This is a genomic window from Flagellimonas ochracea (genome assembly GCF_009903685.1).
Classification (GTDB): Bacteria; Bacteroidota; Bacteroidia; order Flavobacteriales; family Flavobacteriaceae; genus Flagellimonas; species Flagellimonas ochracea.
Genome location: NZ_JAAABI010000004.1, coordinates 1 through 16,206 on the forward strand (window position 1 = coordinate 1; position 16,206 = coordinate 16,206).

Consider the following 16,206-nt stretch of genomic DNA (forward strand, 5'->3'; position numbering starts at 1 on the left):
ATTCTGCAGAAAAACCGAGCGTGAGCGAAATTCATTTAGGAGAATTTGAAAATAGAAAAAATATTACTCCAACTTTATAGAATTAAAACTTTAATCAACAACGTTAACCAAAGTTCAAATAAACGATAGACTTTCATTTATAAATCAATCATTTACAGCTGTTTGTTTATCTTTGATATGACGAAAGATAAATCGGTCACAAAAGTTCACAAATCGTCAACATTTTGAAATCAAAAAGTGGAAACCCCAATAAAACTGGGGGTCCGAGAGAAAAGTTCGATTCTTGCCGGGGCTACAAATCTTCCTTACTTTCCACTTTTCTTGGTTACCTTAGCAAAAACACATTTCCATGGAAAAGAAAGTGAAAAATGTTTTTAGGCAAGGTGCTATTGCTCCAGAGTTTATAGCAGAATCCATTGCCAAGCATCAATCCAAAACCGAAATAGGAGCTCACGATATCTTCTTGGGACAGGTGCGGGCCGATAAGATTGACGGAAAGACCGTATCAGCCATTGAGTATACCGCTTATGAAAGTATGGCCAACGCAAAGTTTAATGAAATCAGGGAGAATACATTTTCAAAATTCAACATCACCTGCATGCACATATATCATAGCCTTGGCAATGTAGGTGTAGGGGAAATATGTCTCTTTGTTTTCGTTTCCTCTCCGCATAGAAGAGTAGCTTTTGAAGCTCTTGAGTATGTAGTGGAGGAAATAAAGGCCGAAGTACCTGTCTTTGGAAAAGAGCTTTTTCAGGATGACTCCTATCAATGGAAAGTAAATACCTAAACCCATGGTCGATATAACCCAAAAGCAATCCACCCATCGTACTGCTGTGGCCCAAGCTGTGGTAAAAGTCAGTTCAAAATCTACTTTAGATGCCATTGAAGCGGGTACAGTACCCAAGGGAAATGTATTCGAAATTAGCAGAGCTGCCGGCTTTTTGGCCGTTAAAAAAACAGCGGACCTCTTGCCTGATTGCCACCCCTTGCCTGTAGAATATTGTGGCATTGATTACGAAATAAAAGGGATGGAAATTGTCATCAACATAACTATAAAGACCTTTTACAAAACAGGCGTGGAAGTGGAGGCCATGCACGGGGCAAGTGTGGTGGCACTAAACATGTATGATATGCTAAAACCAATAGACAAGGGCGTGGAAATACACCACATAAAACTCTTGAAAAAGACCGGTGGTAAGTCAGACATCGAAAACGATTAAATTTTTTTCACATTTTTTCTTGACGATTCCATTTTTGTTCTATTTTTAATTTGATGTTAAGCTAACGGCTATGAACAACCTCAGAAGAGTTATAGTAGACTTCAAAAAGCTGACTCCCGAAGTATTGAAGCTTTTGGTAGACAAGTATCCGGATGGTTATGGCGATGACGATGTGGTTAATTTTCGAAACCTTAAGGGAGAAGTGATCGAAGCGGTTGAGGTTTCTACGAATGACACCAAATATTTGGTCAAGATCAGTTCCAAATTGGAGCATAGCATGGCCAATTTTGATGATGATACCGAAGATCTTGATACTGAAGATTTGGGGGAACTTTCCGAAAAAGATGGGGATTTTGATTCCGAGGAAGAATAGATAGTTTATTTTCTCAGATTTTTTAGCATTTCAGCCGTAGTTTGGTCCAAATCATATTTCGGTTTCCAATCCCAATCCTCTTTAGCCAAAGAATCATCGATACTGCTCGGCCATGTATCGGCAATTTTTTGCCTAAAATCAGGTATATAGGCTATTGTAAAATCCGGAATATGCTTTTTTATGCTTTGGGCCATATCATGAGGAGTAAAACTCATACTGCCTAAATTATAGGAGGAGTGAACGCTTATTTTCTCAGCCGGACTTTCCATTAACTCCATGGTGGCCCTTATCGCATCGTCCATGTACATCATGGGCAATTTGGTGTGCTTACTTAAAAAACACTGGTAAGCACCTTTTTCCAAGGCATCATGATAAATTTCAACAGCATAGTCCGTGGTGCCTCCACCGGGCATGGTTTTCCAGCTAATTAGGCCTGGATATCGCACACTACGCACATCTACCCCATATTTGGTATTATAGTATTCGCACCAACGTTCGCCAGATTGTTTGCTAATGCCATAAACGGTGCTGGGTTCCATAATGGTGTGCTGTGGGGCGTTCTCCTTAGGTGTGTTGGGACCAAAAACCGCAATGCTGGAAGGCCAAAAGATTTTGGAGATCTTTTTTTCTTTTGCCAAATCCAGCACATTAAAAAGTGAGTTCATATTTAGGTTCCAAGCCCTGTCCGGAAACTTTTCAGCGGTGGCACTTAGCATGGCAGCCATTAAGTAGACCTCATCTATCTCATAGTGCATTACTACATCTTCAATAGCCTTGTAGTTAGTGGCATCGAGCAGTTCAAAAGGCCCCGAGGCCATAAGGGCTTCGTTACCTTCCCTAATGTCACTGGCCACTACCGTTTCCGAGCCATATTTATTTCTGAGTTCATAGGTTAGCTCGGTTCCGATTTGACCACAGGCACCAAGAATAAGGATAGGTTTTTGCATTTATAAAAGACGTTAATTGCTCTCAACGGTAAAGATAGCCTTTCTTAAAATTTGTACATTCGCCTATGCGAAAATTGTTATATCTGCTGATTTTTAGCCTTACCCTTTTCAGTTGCAGGCAACAAGACAAGGGGGATGCAACCAGCTATGTGGATGAATCGGGTTTTAACTACCAAAAATTGCCCGATAAGACCACTATCAATGCAGAGGCTTTGGCCCTTATAGAAGAATGGGAGGAGTTCCAAAAGTTTAATGAGAGCATTGATGTTTTGTACAAGGCCAAAAACAATGAGGATTTGATCTTGGCCATAGATGATCTTATTGAAAAGGAAAAGCTACTTGCGGAGGGGAACTATCCAGAAATGTTCAACACACTACAGGTAAAAAGCAGGCAACGTGTGCTCAAGACGTATCTTTACAAGGTGAAATCGCATGTTTTGGAGAATCAGGAAACCACCCAACCTACTGTTGAGATGTTGACCGCATACAATGCCCTCAGAAAACAGTTGAACATTATCGTAAATAGTCAGTTGGACAAAGAACTAATACTGGATGAAGACTAGAATTTTAAGCTTTTTACTTTGCACTGCCTCTGTTACCCTTATGGCTCAAAACCCGGAAAAGGAACAAATTAACTTGCTTTTGGACGCGTGGCACGAAGCTGCTGCCAATGCAGATTTTGACACCTATTTTGAAAAAATGACCGAAGATGGGGTTTTCATTGGGACAGATGCGACCGAGAATTGGCAAAACGAGGCTTTCAGAACATTTTCCAAGCCCTATTTTGATAGGGGCAAAGCATGGAGCTTTACTGCGGTGGAACGCAACATTTATGTTGGAAATAATGAAGATTTCGCCTGGTTTGATGAACTGTTGGACACTCAAATGAAAATCTGCAGAGGCTCAGGAGTGCTTAAAAAAGTGGATGGGCAATGGAAAATTGCACACTACGTACTGTCAATTGCAGTACCCAATGATAATGTAGCAGAGTTGATTGAAATCAAAAAAGAAAAAGACAGTCTACTGCTTCTTCAGCTCAGAAAACAATAAGCGATTGATGTGATACCTTTTACTCGTCCTGGGGCTTTTCTTTTCTGGACTCCAAGGCCTGCTTGCTTAGACTGGCTAAATTAAAGTTGGGGTCCAGTTTCAACGCCTCATCGATTTGGGCAATGGCACTATCAATATTGTTTTTATCCGTATTGTAGGTGACCAAACCTTTCAGGTGTAAAAAAGCCGCCTTTAAAGGCACCTCATAAGGTTGTTGTCTTTCATAGAAAGCATACTTCATATCATCCTTGGCATTGGCGATTCCGTATTCAATATTTTCCAAAGCACCGCTGTTGTCCCCGACCAATATTTTAATATCGGCCAGTTCGTAGGCCAAATGAGGAGAAGGAATCCGGCCAAAAAGTACTTCAAAATGCTCTAGAGCCCTTTTGGGTTGGTTCAATGATTTTAGGGAAACAGCCTTCACCTGAACGGCCAAATCAGAATCATCGGCATTCTTTTCAATACCTATGGTGTTCAAAGCTTGCATGTGCTGGTTGTTGTTCATGTATACAAATGCGAGCGTATCTTTTCGTTCTGTTGAGGGAGCAAGCACATTGAGGTGTGTAAGTGCATTGATTACCCCCCCCACATCACCTTGAAGCCGCATTTCCTTATAAAAGGCCTTATAATGTTCCAAAAGGGCGTTTTGGGTTTGGGCAAACCCAATAAAACCAACAAACAGCGTAAATAGTATAACAAGCTTTCTCATTGAGTATCTTTTAAGTGCGGCAAAACTAAAAAAATTATCTGTATCTAGTTGTTAAAGAATACCATATCCGAATGGTTGCTATGTGAAAATGGAAGTTTTGAACCGATGTCCCTTATCCTTAAAATTTTTCCCAACGACAATTTTTCCAGATGGATATGATGGTGTGTCGGCATACTTGGGAGGGGGAATGCCCCGTTTTTTTGCCTCAGCAGTGTAGTAATCCTTCTTTGATGGATGAAAGGGGTATACCCCATTAAATATTTCGCCCCAATAATTATTCTTTAGGATGGTGGTGATGAGCAGAATACAATCATTTCTGTGAATCAAATTAACTGGTGCATTGCCATTGGACAGGTTTTCTCTTCTAGACAGCATAGTAACGGGATGTCGGTCAGGACCAATCAATCCCCCAAAACGGATTACGGTAACCTGTAAATCAGCATCGTTCAGAAACAGCTGTTCGCAAGCCAACAATTGTCTGCCTGATTCGCTTTTGGGCTCAGGAAGGGTATCCTCAGTAACCTCACCCTGTTCATCACCGTATACAGAGGTACTGCTCACAAAGATAATTTTGCGAACCATGCTTTTTTTGATTTCGGTATGGAGGAGCTCCATTTTATCAATAAAACTTTCTCGATTTTTACCCCTTAACCCTGGAGGAATGTCAATGATCAAAACATCAATATGATCGAAAAAACCTTTTAGGTTTCCTTCTATTTTTTTTGCTGATAGTTGAATTTGATAAGCTGTTACGCCAGCCTCATGCAGGGTTTGAATTTTTTCTCGTGAAGTGGTTGTTCCATGCACTTCAAATGCATTTTTCAGAAGTGTTTTGGCCAAAGGCAACCCCAGCCAACCACAACCCAATATGCCTATTCGTTCACTCAAAACGCATAGTTTTGGTCACTAAAATGGCATCGTTTAGCACAAATGGCATGGGAATACTGTTTTCCGGTCTTTTGGGTACGGTGAACTCGGGATGGGTTAGTAAATCGTTGGAAGCTTCATAAAACGTTAGCTCCAGCACAGCATCTTTTGGATAGCTCATTCCCAACTCGGTAAACTCGTTATTAGAAAGGTAATGGGTTATCAACCTTTTCTTTCTGTTTTTTAAATAATAATCCGATAAAGGAATATTGTTCGCCTTGGCTGAGTTCAGTGCAATTTCGTTGGTGTAAATATCCAATCGGTTGACGTTCCTTTTTGGTGTAACACATAATTCCAAAATACGTTCATTGCCAATTACCGTATCCAAAGTAACATCAATCCATGGAGTGGCGATTTCTTTTTTTGGAGCTTCGGCGATCTGAGTAAATCGGGTGAGATACTTACTGGATAGGGTCTTGAACGATTCACTTTGACCAGGTTCTTTTCCATCTTTCAAAAACTGGCTGTTCCACCCAATGGTTTTTTGGTCGTAGGTCGCCCATACGGCTGAATCCGAATCGGCATCATATACATACAAAAGGCTACTGGGTTTGGGCCGTTCTTTGTTTAAATTGGAATTGATATGTGACAGAATACCAAAACCCAAGAAAAGAAAAAGGGTGAAATAGGCAAGCTGGTCCTTATTTTTGAGCAATCCAAAGAAAGGGAGCGTCAAAAAGAATAGTAGAGGAACAAAAACGGTAACTGCTACCATCATTTTCAATCCAAGTCCCACCGGAAACATCTTAATAAAAGGAGCATAAATGAATAGAGCTGGCAAAGCTAAAAACACCAATAGAAATGGATTGGGTTTTTCTTGGTTGACGATTACCATGAAGGCAGCCAAAACTCCAAAAACAGGCACAATGAAAAAACTGGCTCCCTTTAAATAGCTGGCAACAACGGCACAAATTACCAACCAAACAAGAACCGGAGCTACCAACAGATTTGAGGTGCTCGTCTTCCTAAACTGGTGATACAGCCAAAGACAAATGCCTATGGATAACATGGCAAACATGAAAATGTAGGTATGCCCATTATAGGTAAATCCATGTAACATATCCTTGAACTGTGGATACCACCAAGTCAATACTTTCCAAAAGAAATACCCTATTGCCCCGTTGATTGTCAATGCCAGTAAAAGGGGTAGAAATCCTTTAAAAATGTCTTTTGCGTTGAGCGCAGCTTTCTTGAACCCAAAAATTATTAGCGATATAAAGGCAATCACCGCTAGGGCCAACATCGGCCAAATCCATTCGTAGGGATACGAAATCAATCCAAAAAATGGAAGATTGAAGTATACGAGGTCATCGAGACTCTTTAGGATATTCAAATCCGCATTGCTAAAATGGTGCAGGAGAGGCATTAGATAGCTTCCTTGATGGGCCAATGAATTTCGGTCCAATCGCTCATAGGTGTCCAAAGCGGTGTGGTAGTCAAAATGGTCGTCAATAAAGGCAAAATTAAAGCCTTCTATATCACCATCTTCACGAAAAACGGTTAGGTCCGTATCGTTGGGCAGCATTTTGTAAATACTATAGGCCAACGAATTGGCAACCGGGTATTTTGGATTGGCCTTTGTGAACTCCTTGATCAGATTTCCATTTCCCCTATTGGTTTCAATCAACATATAGCTGGGGCCTCCACTTCCACGAGCCTCAAAATTTAGGACCAAACCCACATCTTTGGCCCATGGATGTTTGTTGACAAAGAGGTCTGCTCCATTGAGTCCTAATTCCTCAGCATCTGTAATAAGAACAATGATATCGTTTTTGGGTGCTTCATTCTTTGCCAGAAATGCACGTACACCCTCTAAGATTGTGGCCACTCCACTTCCTGCATCACTGGCACCATAAGAAGAATGGGGATTGCTGTCGTAATGCGACAAAAGTACGAGTGCCTTGCCTTCAGAAGTTCCATTGATTCTGGCCAGGATGTTGGTGGCTTTGCTCAGATTTCCCCAATCACCGCTGGAATATCCCTCTTGGGTGAAGGTTTCCAACCCTAGTTTTTTAAGTTCGGCAATTATGTAGTTCCTTACTCGGGCATGCCCTGGGAATCCGACCGCGTGGGGTTCCTTGGATATGTTTTCAACATGTTTTAAGGCATTTTCGTTGGAAAACGAAGTGGGAGCAACATCTGCATTAATTTTGTAGGCAGGCATCAAGGATTTATAACTCCAATACACAGCAAAACAAAGGAAAAGCAGGGCGAGGGAACGGGAGATTTTCATGGTTTAGTACGTTGGTATGTAAAAGTATGAAATTATGAAAGGTTCGCAGATTTAGTACAAAAAAAATGAAAATCTCATCAAAAATAGCTATATTTAAGATTCAACCTTTAACAGTAATCCTATGGGAATCAAGAGTTTTCAAGGCGTAAGATCTAAAGAAGAGGCCAAGAAAAAGTACAATGCGCCCATTTTGGTTGAGGATTATATGACCAAGAAGCTGGTTACTTTTACTCCGGACCAATCTATTTTGGAGGTGATGGAAGCATTTGCAAAGCACCACATTTCGGGGGGCCCCGTATTGGATAAAAATGGTTTTTTGGTTGGGATTATCTCGGAAGCGGATTGTATGAAACAGATTTCTGAAAGCCGATATTTTAACCAACCCATTTTAGACAAAAGTGTGGAACGTTTTATGACCAAAGATGTAGAGACCATACCTTTTGACATGAGCATTTTCGATGCTGCTGGAGTTTTTGTGAAGCACAACCGGCGACGGTTGCCCGTTATGAAAAATGACATTTTGGTTGGGCAAATAAGTAGGAAGGACATCGTTATAGCCGCCCTAAAGCTCAGTGCACAAAACTGGAAATAACATTATTCCCTTATTCCCGTTTTACAATCATAAAATAATCGTTGTCCAAGGGTAAATATCCTAAATCGTACACAAAGTAATAAGTGCTTCCTTTTTTTGTGGTATAGATATTTGTGATGTACTCAAAATCAAACCCTCGGTCCATCAGCCGCATTTTAGTCGTCGTGGTTTTTCCATCTTTCAGTGGAAAACTGTTGAGGATGCGATAGTTTTTACGCAACTTGTTGTTGATGTTCCTCATCAAGTTTTTGCTATCCTTGTTGAGTCTGTTGTTATGGGCATTTCTGCAATGGTCAGAACAAAATTTTTTATCCGCCCTGCCAACGAGCTTGTCGCCACATTCCAAACATTTTCGTTCTTCCATGACATAAGATTAGGTAACCACAAGATCATACTTTTTTGACAAACTTTAAGATTGTGCATGCCTCACCCAGAGAGTGAATGTCCTTGAAAATTTAAACCAGACGCTTCTTTATCCAGCTAAAATACCTACTTCCTCAATCCTCTGTCAATATAATTGCCGGAATTTCCAACGAACGGAACAGATCGTTGTACGCTTTCATTCCGCTACCCACAATGGCATTTTTCTCGTCTTCGTAAGACTTCCATGCCCTTAAAAGGTCGTTCAAGCGCTCCTTGGCCCCTTGCGTTACCTTGGGTTCGGCCACGTCCACGAATCCTTTTAGGTACATAAATTCCGCATTCAGTTGATTGTGGAAATTAATTACGTCCTGAAAGGTTTTTTGTTTGGGCTGTATCAATTTTTCTTCCCAATTCTTAATGCGCTCCAGTAAATCGTCACCTTGGGATAGGAGCTCTTTTGCTTCCTCCCAATCCTTGAGCAGATCATTGTACTTATTTAATTGAGATTTGGCATTCCGCATTTGGTTGACTGCTTTATGCATGGCCAGCAATGTTTCGTCAATCTTCATCAATACGGATTGTTGTTCGGCATAATCCATAGGGCTGCCCTCTACTTTGGGGTCAGCTAGGATTACGGCTTTGGTTTCAACGGTTTCACCATCAAGGGAAAGTCTCAGCGTATAGGTTCCGGGCGCAACTCTAGACCCACGATAATCACCAAAGACAAATACCTTATTTATAGCTGGAACCGGGTCTTTGGTAAAATCCCAAGTAAAACGATTGTATCCTTTTTTAGCAGGGAGTACTGTGGGTTTGGGAGGTCCGCCCGGCCAAGTGCTAAACTTCTTTGGTTTTTGGTTGGTGACGGTTCGGATAACCTTGCCTCCGGAAAGCACTTCCAGTTTCAATTCGAGGGAATCCACTTTTTTAGGCAAATAATAATCAAGAGTAACTCCTGATTTAGGATTTTGGCCAAGTCCGGGAACAGGCTTCTCTGAGCTACCCCCATAAATGCGATAAGCATCCTTAGGGGTGATAATGGTAAGTTTGTCTACTGGTTTGACGCTATTCTGGATGGCCCCGAGATCATCCAATATCCAAAATGAACGGCCCGCGGTGGCTGCGACTAAATCATTGTCCTGAATGATAAGGTCGTTAATTGGCACTATGGGCAGATTGAGCTGGAGCTGCTGCCATTGCTGTCCGTCATTCAATGAAACATAAAGTCCGGTTTCGGTTCCTGCATAAAGCAACCCTTTTTGTTTTTTGTCTTCCCGAACCACGCGAACGAAAGTATGCTTGCCATTGATTCCATTGGTGATTTTTGTCCAGGTTTTACCATAATCCGAAGTTTTAAAAATATAGGGCTTTAAATCCATGGACTTGTAGCGCATGACCACGATATAGGCAGTAGCAGGGTCATGGGGCGAAACCTCAACACTATTAATAATTCCTTCCTGAAGATTGGGTGGGGTGATATTTTCCCAGCTTCCTCCACCATTTTTGGTGATATGAAGCCAACCATCATCCGAACCTGCATAAAGGACACCCTCTTCATGTGGCGATTCCATCAAATACATTAGGGTGTTATAATTTTCGCCACCAGCAGCTTCGTTGGTATAGGGTCCTCCACCTGGTCCTTGCTTATCTTTTTCATTTTTGGTGAGGTCGGGACTGATGACATCCCAACTATTTCCCCCATCTTTTGATTTAAAGACTACATTACCAGCATGATAAATAGTGTTGCGGTCATGTGGGGATGATATAATGGGAGCATTCCAATTGTATCGGTACTTGAAATCTTTGGGTACCCTGCCAAGACCCAATTCGGGATATTCCTTAATAGGCTTTCCTTCGCGCGATGCCTTGACCCACTTTTCAATAATTCCTTGGTAGCAGCCTCCATATACCACCTCTGGATTATCTGGGTCAAAGGCCAAATAGGCACTTTCACAACCGGCTACGGAGTACCAGTCTTTCCAATCGATACCCGCATCGTTGGTTCGGCTGGCAATAGCGATGGCAGAATTGTCCTGTTGTCCGCCATACACATTATAAGGCACCAAATTGTCGGTGATTACTCGATAAAATTGGGAAGTGGGTTGATTTTTCTGTGTACTCCAGCTTTTGCCACCATTGTTGGAAACATTTGCCCCTCCGTCGTTGGAGTTGATCATGATGTCATTGTCATGCGGATGAATCCAGAGGTCATGATTGTCTCCATGTGGTGTGGGTAACGGCGTGAAAGTTTTACCGCCATCAATGGATTTGGTAACGGGCGCATTGAGCACGTAAACGATGTTTTCATTCTGAGGGTCGGCAAAGATTTCCATGTAGTACCAAGAACGGGCAATGTTGATTCTGTCCTTGTTAATTTGCTTCCAAGTTTTTCCAGCATCAACACTTTTGTAAACACCTCCTTTTTCGTCTTCGGCTTCAATCACGGCGAATACAAGATCGGGATTGGCACGTGAAACAGAAACCCCAGCTTTTCCAAATTCTTTCGGCAAACCTTTTTCCAGTTTCTTCCATGTTGTGCCACCGTCGGTGGATTTGTAAATTCCTGATGAAGGGCCACCAGACTCCATTGTCCAGGGGTATCTGCGATGTTGCCATAGGGCCGCATACAAAATCAATGGATTTTTCATATCCATTGACAAGGATGAGGCACCTGTATTCTCGTCAATGAAAAGTACCCTTTCCCAATTTTCCCCTCCATCTGTGGAACGATAAATGCCACGTTGTTCCGAAGGGCCGTATTGGGCTCCTTGCGCAGCTACAAATAGGATATTTGGGTTCTTCGGATGAATGATGACATCCGAAATGTGCCGTGTTTCATCCAACCCAATATGTTTCCATGTTTTGCCAGCATCAGTCGACTTGTATACTCCATCTCCCATAGAGGTCATGACCCCTCTGGCGGCATGCTCTCCCATGCCCACGACAATCAGGTTTGGGTCACTTTCGGAAACAGTAATATCACCTACTGTGCCGGTTTTTAGCTGTCCATCAGAAATATTTTTCCAGGTAATGCCGTCGTCCGTCGTCTTCCAAATACCACCTCCGGTGGTACCCATGTAATAGGTCATGGGTTGGCTTACCACTCCCGAGCTTGCTACGCTTCTTCCGCCTCTAAAGGGTCCTATGTTTCGCCATTTAAGGCCAGTATAAAGCGAATCGTTGACAATAACATTGGCAGTTTGGGATTTTTCGTTTCTTCTTTGGGCTTCAATAGGATAAATAGCCAACAAAAGGGCGCAGAGAGTGAGTAGTCTTAGTTTCACGGGAATGTTGAATTAGTTAGTCTGCTAAAGATACTAATTCAAACGTATTGCGTGTTTGGGTAGTCGTCAATAAAAATGGGTATAAATTAAATGATGGTCACTCCACCCTTTTGTACGCAAATGTCATTTCCTGCACCTTTTCATCCTCCCCAATCAAAACATGCATGTTCATCTGGTTCTCATTCACCTTTTCAATGGTAAAACCATCGAAAAAAGCGACTCCATTTTCAATTTTAATCAATTTAAAGTCGATGGTTTCCTCTTTTTCTTCCCATCCGTGTAGATTGCCGTGAAAGTGCTTTAGTTGAAGGATTAACGTGTTGTCTATCCCTTGGATATGCCCCACTTCATAAAAGGAGATCTTGTTGTCCTTAACCATTTTATACACGAACATCATCGAGTTTCCCAAAGGCGGACTCCAGATTTCCTCGGCAATACCGCCAAAGGCCTCACCTTGCCAATGCCCGGCAATCCATTTCACATTTTCCAAGGAAGCAGGCGGAGAGGTTTGCCCATCGACCCATTGCAATGTTTTTTGCCCTGTGGCAATTCCCAATCCCAAAAAGAAAAAGATAAGTGTTTTCATAGTGCTTTTTTTCAATAAGACGAAGCGAAATCCTTTAATTGGACAAGGCAAATTTGATGCTCACATTGGTTTCTACTTTGATTTTTTCAAAATCAATATCCAAAGGCTCTGCCTCCACCAAATCTACGCCCATGGTTTTCATTTCCATGCGCGGTGCTTGATTATATCTGGGATAATAAGGGGTAGAGGTGTCCAAAATGTGAATGGCCTTGCCAATCGATTGTCCCAAAGGTTCAGTGAGCGCTACAGCTTTTTTCTTGGCCTTTTTTATTGCCCTTGACTTAAGTTCCAACTCCAATTCGTCCATTTTGGAGTATTCGGTCTTTTCTAAATAGGCGTTGGCAATATCCAATTGCTCCAAGGCCACCATCACTTCCCCAGCTTGTTTTCCAGAATATACCAACAAAGAATACTGCTTGCTTTTGAGCACTTCTTTTCCTCGAAGAAAATATTTTTTGAAATTGCTGCTTAAATCTTGAATCACCAACTGCTTGTCCAGGTCAATTCCCAATGCACGAAGTCGTTGCGCCATCTTGTTTTCCTGTTCTTCCACAGATTTCTGTCCTTTGGAGTCCTTTTCCTGTATGGTAATGTTCAAATAAATTTTATCCGGGGTCACCAAGGTGTCCACTCGTGCCGAGGTTTCCAAATAGGGTACATCCAAAAAGTTCTTGGATTGTGCAAAAATTAAGGAGGAGAACAAAAAACTTGCAATAGGGATAATGATTTTTTTCATGGTGTGATTTTATTTAAAGGTAAATACTTCCCATTAACAAGCAAAACATATACCATATTGGTGGCACTTATGTATTTGATAGTGGTATCTTGTTATTCTTGATTAAATTGGTAAGATGAAATTTGTACTTGCTCCAGATAAATATAAAGGTTCATTGACAGGAAATGAATTCTGTGATGCTGTTGAGAGTGGGATTAAAAAAGTGTTTCCGCATGCAACGATGGTTAAAAAACCTCTCGCTGATGGAGGGGATGGAACCCTTGAGGTAGTACGCAGTTATTTGCATGGAGGAATGATAGATGTAAATGTAAACGACCCTCTTTTCAGGGATATTAAAAGTGCCTATCTGCTTTCAGGAGATAAAAAAACAGCATTTGTGGAGATGTCGGAAGCCTCGGGGTACAAGCTTCTAAAAAAAGTAGAAATGAACTGTATGCAAACCACAACATTGGGCACTGGGCAATTGATTTTACATGCCATTGAACATGGTGTGGAAAAAATTATTTTGGGCATCGGGGGCAGCGCGACCAACGATGGGGGAATGGGAATGGCATCGGCCCTCGGGTTTCGGTTTTTGGATGCAGAGGGAAACACCTTGCGGCCCATTGGCAAAAATCTTATCAATGTCAAGCAAATTGATACTGAAGAAGTGAACGAAAAACTTTTGAATGTGAAGGTGCAAGTTGCCTGCGATGTGACCAATCCGTTATATGGCACAAATGGAGCTGCGCATGTTTATGGGCCTCAAAAGGGGGCAAACATGGAAGAGGTGGAACTTTTGGACAATGGACTGAAAAATTTTGCCAATGTATTGCAAAACACTTTTGGAGTGGATGTGCAAAATATTCCAGGCGCGGGAGCTGCCGGTGGGTTGGGAGCTGGAGCTATGGTTTTTTTGAATGCAGAATTGATTTCTGGAGTAGAGATGGTGATGGATATTGCTGGATTCGGAGAAGCTTTGGACAATACGGACTGGGTAATCACAGGGGAAGGCCAATTGGATGGTCAAACACTTTCCGGAAAGACCATTCAAGGCGTTGTAAAATATGCCAAAGAAAAAAGAATTCCAGTGGCCGCACTTTGTGGGGCCGTGGATATATCCATAGAACAAATGCAGCACATGGGATTGGATTATGCCATTTCCATTTTAAATGGGGTTTGCGGTCTGGATGAAGCCAAACGCAGCAGCTATAAAAATTTGGAACTGGCGAGCTATAATTTTGCCAATCTTCTAAAAAGTAAAAAGAAATAGTTACGAGTTACGATCCATCTTAAATTCCAGTCCAGCTTTTACAGTCTTCCATTCGCTGTCCAAAATTGAGAATACCACGGTGTCCCTCAAGTTTCCTTGTGCATCCAGTTTATGGTTCCTCAAGATTCCATCTTGTTTGGCTCCCAATCTAAGAATGGCATTTCGGGAGGGGTGGTTATGAAAATGGGTCCTGAACTCTACGGCTATTGCACCCATGCTTTCAAAAGCATATTGAAGTAAAAGGTATTTGCATTCCGTGTTGATTCCAGTTCGTTGGGCACTTTTTGCATACCAAGTATATCCAATTTCCAATCGTTTATGCTTCAAATCCATGTTCATGAAGCGTGTGCTGCCCACTATTTGCCCCGTATTTTTGTTACGGATTACAAAGGGAATCGCACTTTTAGATTCATATTGGCCCAAGGCAGTTTCTATGTACTGATTTATGGTTTTAGCAGAGGGCACACTGGTGTACCACAGATTCCATAGTTTGCCGTCAGAGGCTGCGAGGAGCAAATCGTCCTTGTGGGACATATTCATGGGAATCAGTTCTACTAGTTTACCAGCAAGTGTTACGGGTGTCGACCAAGGTGCCATTTGATGAACTTTATACTATCAAAGATAGATATTGGCAGCTATTGAAATAAAAAAGGACCGGTTTTACCCGGTCCCAACATCAATCAAAAAACGAAAATTAGTAAATTATCCAATATCCTTAAACTCTTCTACAGTGAAGAAATCTTGGTCGTCGCTGTTGATTATGTATTTTCCATTGTTCAAGTGGTACTTAAAGGTGCGGTCTTCAACTTTTACATCAAAACCTTTTGCAGTGGGAACCACTTGAAAGTTTCCAGCTACTGATTTTTTGTATTTAAGCACCAAAAAGTGTTCATACTCTTTGTCATTGTCGGTATCTACGGCAATCAACTTTGTCACTTGGGTCGGCGTAGGTTTTCTATCTTGGTCAATTTGACCCCTATCTTTTTCGTCCCAGGCCATGGTGTAGTTTTTGGTCTCTAGAATTTTCACGTTGTACGGAAATTCGGTTCCATTTTTATCTACGGAAAACGTTTTGTGTATGGTTGTTTTCATTTTTCCAGAGTTACTGCTTTGGCTGTAGCCGTAAAAACCGGCCATTAAGAATATTGATAATAGTGTTGCTATATTTTTCATGTTGTATTAATTATAGTATTATTAAATTTTGTTTTAAGGGTTTATCCTGGTCTTATTTAAGATAGGAGGTGAACATCCAATTTCTCTTTTCTATGTAGCGGATAAAATCTGTGAGCATTTGCTCGGTGGCCACATCTCCAGTTTCAAGTGAGGCATTGATTCCATCCAGCATGCTGTTATGCAATATTTCAAAGTCTTGCAATACTTCACGCGTCATTTCAATAGCGGTTAGGTTCTCTTTCTCCTCTTTGATATTGGAAAGTTCCAATGTCTTTTTCAGGGTGAAATTGGGTTTTACACCAAATACTCGAATACGTTCGGCAAGGATGTCAATATTCTCTTTCACTTTGTTGTATTCTTTTTCGAACTCTTCGTGAAGTTCAAAAAATTCTGGACCTTCAATGTTCCAGTGAAAGTTTCTCAATTTATTATAGAATACTTGGTAGTTTGCCAATAGGGTGTTCAGCGTTACCACTATTTCAGCAGTTTCCAAATACGTGAAGCCTAATTTTTTTGAGATTTTCATTTTATTTTCTTTTTCTGTTTTTACTGTTTCCATTTTTATGATTTAAATTTTAAGAGTTAACAATGAAGACTCATTTTGCAGAAAGAATTTACCGCAAATGCTAATGCACCATTATGAGGTGTAGCTGGTCTTTTATTTTTGTTTTTATGGGATGTATTCCCACTGTGTGAAGAAAAGTGTAAATGGCCTGTTGCGAGACCTAGAAGACTGTAAGGTTAACGTGTGTTAT

General features: G+C 41.3%; 18 protein-coding genes. 7 read left to right on the plus strand and 11 right to left on the minus strand.

Annotated features, from left to right (window positions below; translation table 11 throughout):
• Window positions 1–349: 349 nt before the first annotated feature.
• The 3 genes from GTQ34_RS11670 to GTQ34_RS11680 all read left to right on the plus strand — a co-directional run bounded on the left by GTQ34_RS11670 (window position 350) and on the right by GTQ34_RS11680 (window position 1,596).
• A complete protein-coding gene (locus GTQ34_RS11670; RefSeq protein WP_208103889.1) occupies window positions 350–790 on the plus strand; it encodes a molybdenum cofactor biosynthesis protein MoaE in 441 nt (146 codons plus the stop codon).
• 4 nt (window positions 791–794) lie between these two features.
• Entirely contained in the window at window positions 795–1,223 is a 429-nt protein-coding gene (gene moaC / locus GTQ34_RS11675; RefSeq protein WP_166523991.1) for a cyclic pyranopterin monophosphate synthase MoaC, read from the plus strand.
• Window positions 1,224–1,293: 70 nt separating this feature from the next.
• The gene (locus GTQ34_RS11680) at window positions 1,294–1,596 is read left to right on the plus strand and encodes a hypothetical protein (RefSeq protein WP_166523992.1); all 303 of its coding nucleotides are present in this window, start codon (window positions 1,294–1,296) and stop codon (window positions 1,594–1,596) included.
• Between the two features lie 5 nt (window positions 1,597–1,601).
• Here the strand turns inward: GTQ34_RS11680 and GTQ34_RS11685 are convergent, their stop codons facing one another.
• Window positions 1,602–2,543 (minus strand): NAD-dependent epimerase/dehydratase family protein, encoded by a 942-nt coding sequence (locus GTQ34_RS11685; protein ID WP_166523993.1) that lies wholly within the window; start codon window positions 2,541–2,543, stop codon window positions 1,602–1,604.
• A gap of 65 nt (window positions 2,544–2,608) precedes the next feature.
• On the opposite strand from GTQ34_RS11685, the gene GTQ34_RS11690 reads away from it, so the two are divergent.
• Window positions 2,609–3,106, plus strand: a complete 498-nt coding sequence (locus GTQ34_RS11690; RefSeq protein ID WP_166523994.1) for a hypothetical protein — start codon at window positions 2,609–2,611, stop codon at window positions 3,104–3,106.
• The gene (locus tag GTQ34_RS11695; protein WP_166523995.1) at window positions 3,096–3,593 is read left to right on the plus strand and encodes a nuclear transport factor 2 family protein; all 498 of its coding nucleotides are present in this window, start codon (window positions 3,096–3,098) and stop codon (window positions 3,591–3,593) included. Before GTQ34_RS11690 ends, GTQ34_RS11695 begins: the two co-directional genes overlap by 11 nt.
• A 19-nt stretch (window positions 3,594–3,612) precedes the next feature.
• On the opposite strand, the gene GTQ34_RS11700 is transcribed toward GTQ34_RS11695, so the two are convergent.
• The 3 genes from GTQ34_RS11700 to GTQ34_RS11710 all read right to left on the minus strand — a co-directional run bounded on the left by GTQ34_RS11700 (window position 3,613) and on the right by GTQ34_RS11710 (window position 7,465).
• Window positions 3,613–4,305: a hypothetical protein gene (locus GTQ34_RS11700; protein WP_166523996.1), complete on the minus strand. Its 693-nt coding sequence runs from the start codon at window positions 4,303–4,305 to the stop codon at window positions 3,613–3,615.
• Window positions 4,306–4,383: 78 nt separating this feature from the next.
• Window positions 4,384–5,193, minus strand: a complete 810-nt coding sequence (locus GTQ34_RS11705; protein ID WP_166523997.1) for an SDR family oxidoreductase — start codon at window positions 5,191–5,193, stop codon at window positions 4,384–4,386.
• Window positions 5,186–7,465: a M28 family peptidase gene (locus GTQ34_RS11710; RefSeq protein ID WP_166523998.1), complete on the minus strand. Its 2,280-nt coding sequence runs from the start codon at window positions 7,463–7,465 to the stop codon at window positions 5,186–5,188. The genes GTQ34_RS11705 and GTQ34_RS11710 overlap by 8 nt, the downstream gene beginning before the upstream one ends.
• Before the next feature lie 121 nt (window positions 7,466–7,586).
• On the opposite strand from GTQ34_RS11710, the gene GTQ34_RS11715 reads away from it, so the two are divergent.
• Entirely contained in the window at window positions 7,587–8,057 is a 471-nt protein-coding gene (locus GTQ34_RS11715) for a CBS domain-containing protein (RefSeq protein WP_166523999.1), read from the plus strand.
• A 10-nt stretch (window positions 8,058–8,067) separates the two neighbouring features.
• Here the strand turns inward: GTQ34_RS11715 and GTQ34_RS11720 are convergent, their stop codons facing one another.
• The 4 genes from GTQ34_RS11720 to GTQ34_RS11735 all read right to left on the minus strand — a co-directional run bounded on the left by GTQ34_RS11720 (window position 8,068) and on the right by GTQ34_RS11735 (window position 13,026).
• A complete protein-coding gene (locus tag GTQ34_RS11720) occupies window positions 8,068–8,421 on the minus strand; it encodes a DNA gyrase inhibitor YacG (protein ID WP_166524000.1) in 354 nt (117 codons plus the stop codon).
• Window positions 8,422–8,554: 133 nt separating this feature from the next.
• Window positions 8,555–11,704, minus strand: a complete 3,150-nt coding sequence (locus tag GTQ34_RS11725) for a VPS10 domain-containing protein (RefSeq protein WP_166524001.1) — start codon at window positions 11,702–11,704, stop codon at window positions 8,555–8,557.
• 97 nt (window positions 11,705–11,801) lie between these two features.
• Window positions 11,802–12,290 carry a DUF6265 family protein gene (locus GTQ34_RS11730; RefSeq protein ID WP_166524002.1) on the minus strand — a complete coding sequence of 163 codons (489 nt, stop codon included), beginning with the start codon at window positions 12,288–12,290 and terminating at the stop codon, window positions 11,802–11,804.
• A gap of 34 nt (window positions 12,291–12,324) precedes the next feature.
• Window positions 12,325–13,026, minus strand: coding sequence for an SIMPL domain-containing protein (locus GTQ34_RS11735; RefSeq protein WP_166524003.1), 702 nt, complete (start codon window positions 13,024–13,026; stop codon window positions 12,325–12,327).
• Between the two features lie 115 nt (window positions 13,027–13,141).
• Between GTQ34_RS11735 and GTQ34_RS11740 the strand changes: the two genes are divergently transcribed.
• On the plus strand, window positions 13,142–14,278 hold the full coding sequence (locus tag GTQ34_RS11740; protein WP_166524004.1) for a glycerate kinase: 1,137 nt from the start codon (window positions 13,142–13,144) through the stop codon (window positions 14,276–14,278).
• On the opposite strand, the gene GTQ34_RS11745 is transcribed toward GTQ34_RS11740, so the two are convergent.
• From GTQ34_RS11745 to GTQ34_RS11755, 3 genes are all read right to left on the minus strand, one after another.
• On the minus strand, window positions 14,279–14,875 hold the full coding sequence (locus GTQ34_RS11745; protein ID WP_166524005.1) for a GNAT family N-acetyltransferase: 597 nt from the start codon (window positions 14,873–14,875) through the stop codon (window positions 14,279–14,281).
• 105 nt (window positions 14,876–14,980) lie between these two features.
• The gene (locus GTQ34_RS11750) at window positions 14,981–15,451 is read right to left on the minus strand and encodes a hypothetical protein (RefSeq protein ID WP_166524006.1); all 471 of its coding nucleotides are present in this window, start codon (window positions 15,449–15,451) and stop codon (window positions 14,981–14,983) included.
• 52 nt (window positions 15,452–15,503) lie between these two features.
• Entirely contained in the window at window positions 15,504–16,010 is a 507-nt protein-coding gene (locus GTQ34_RS11755; RefSeq protein WP_235915034.1) for a Dps family protein, read from the minus strand.
• Window positions 16,011–16,206 lie beyond the last annotated feature (196 nt).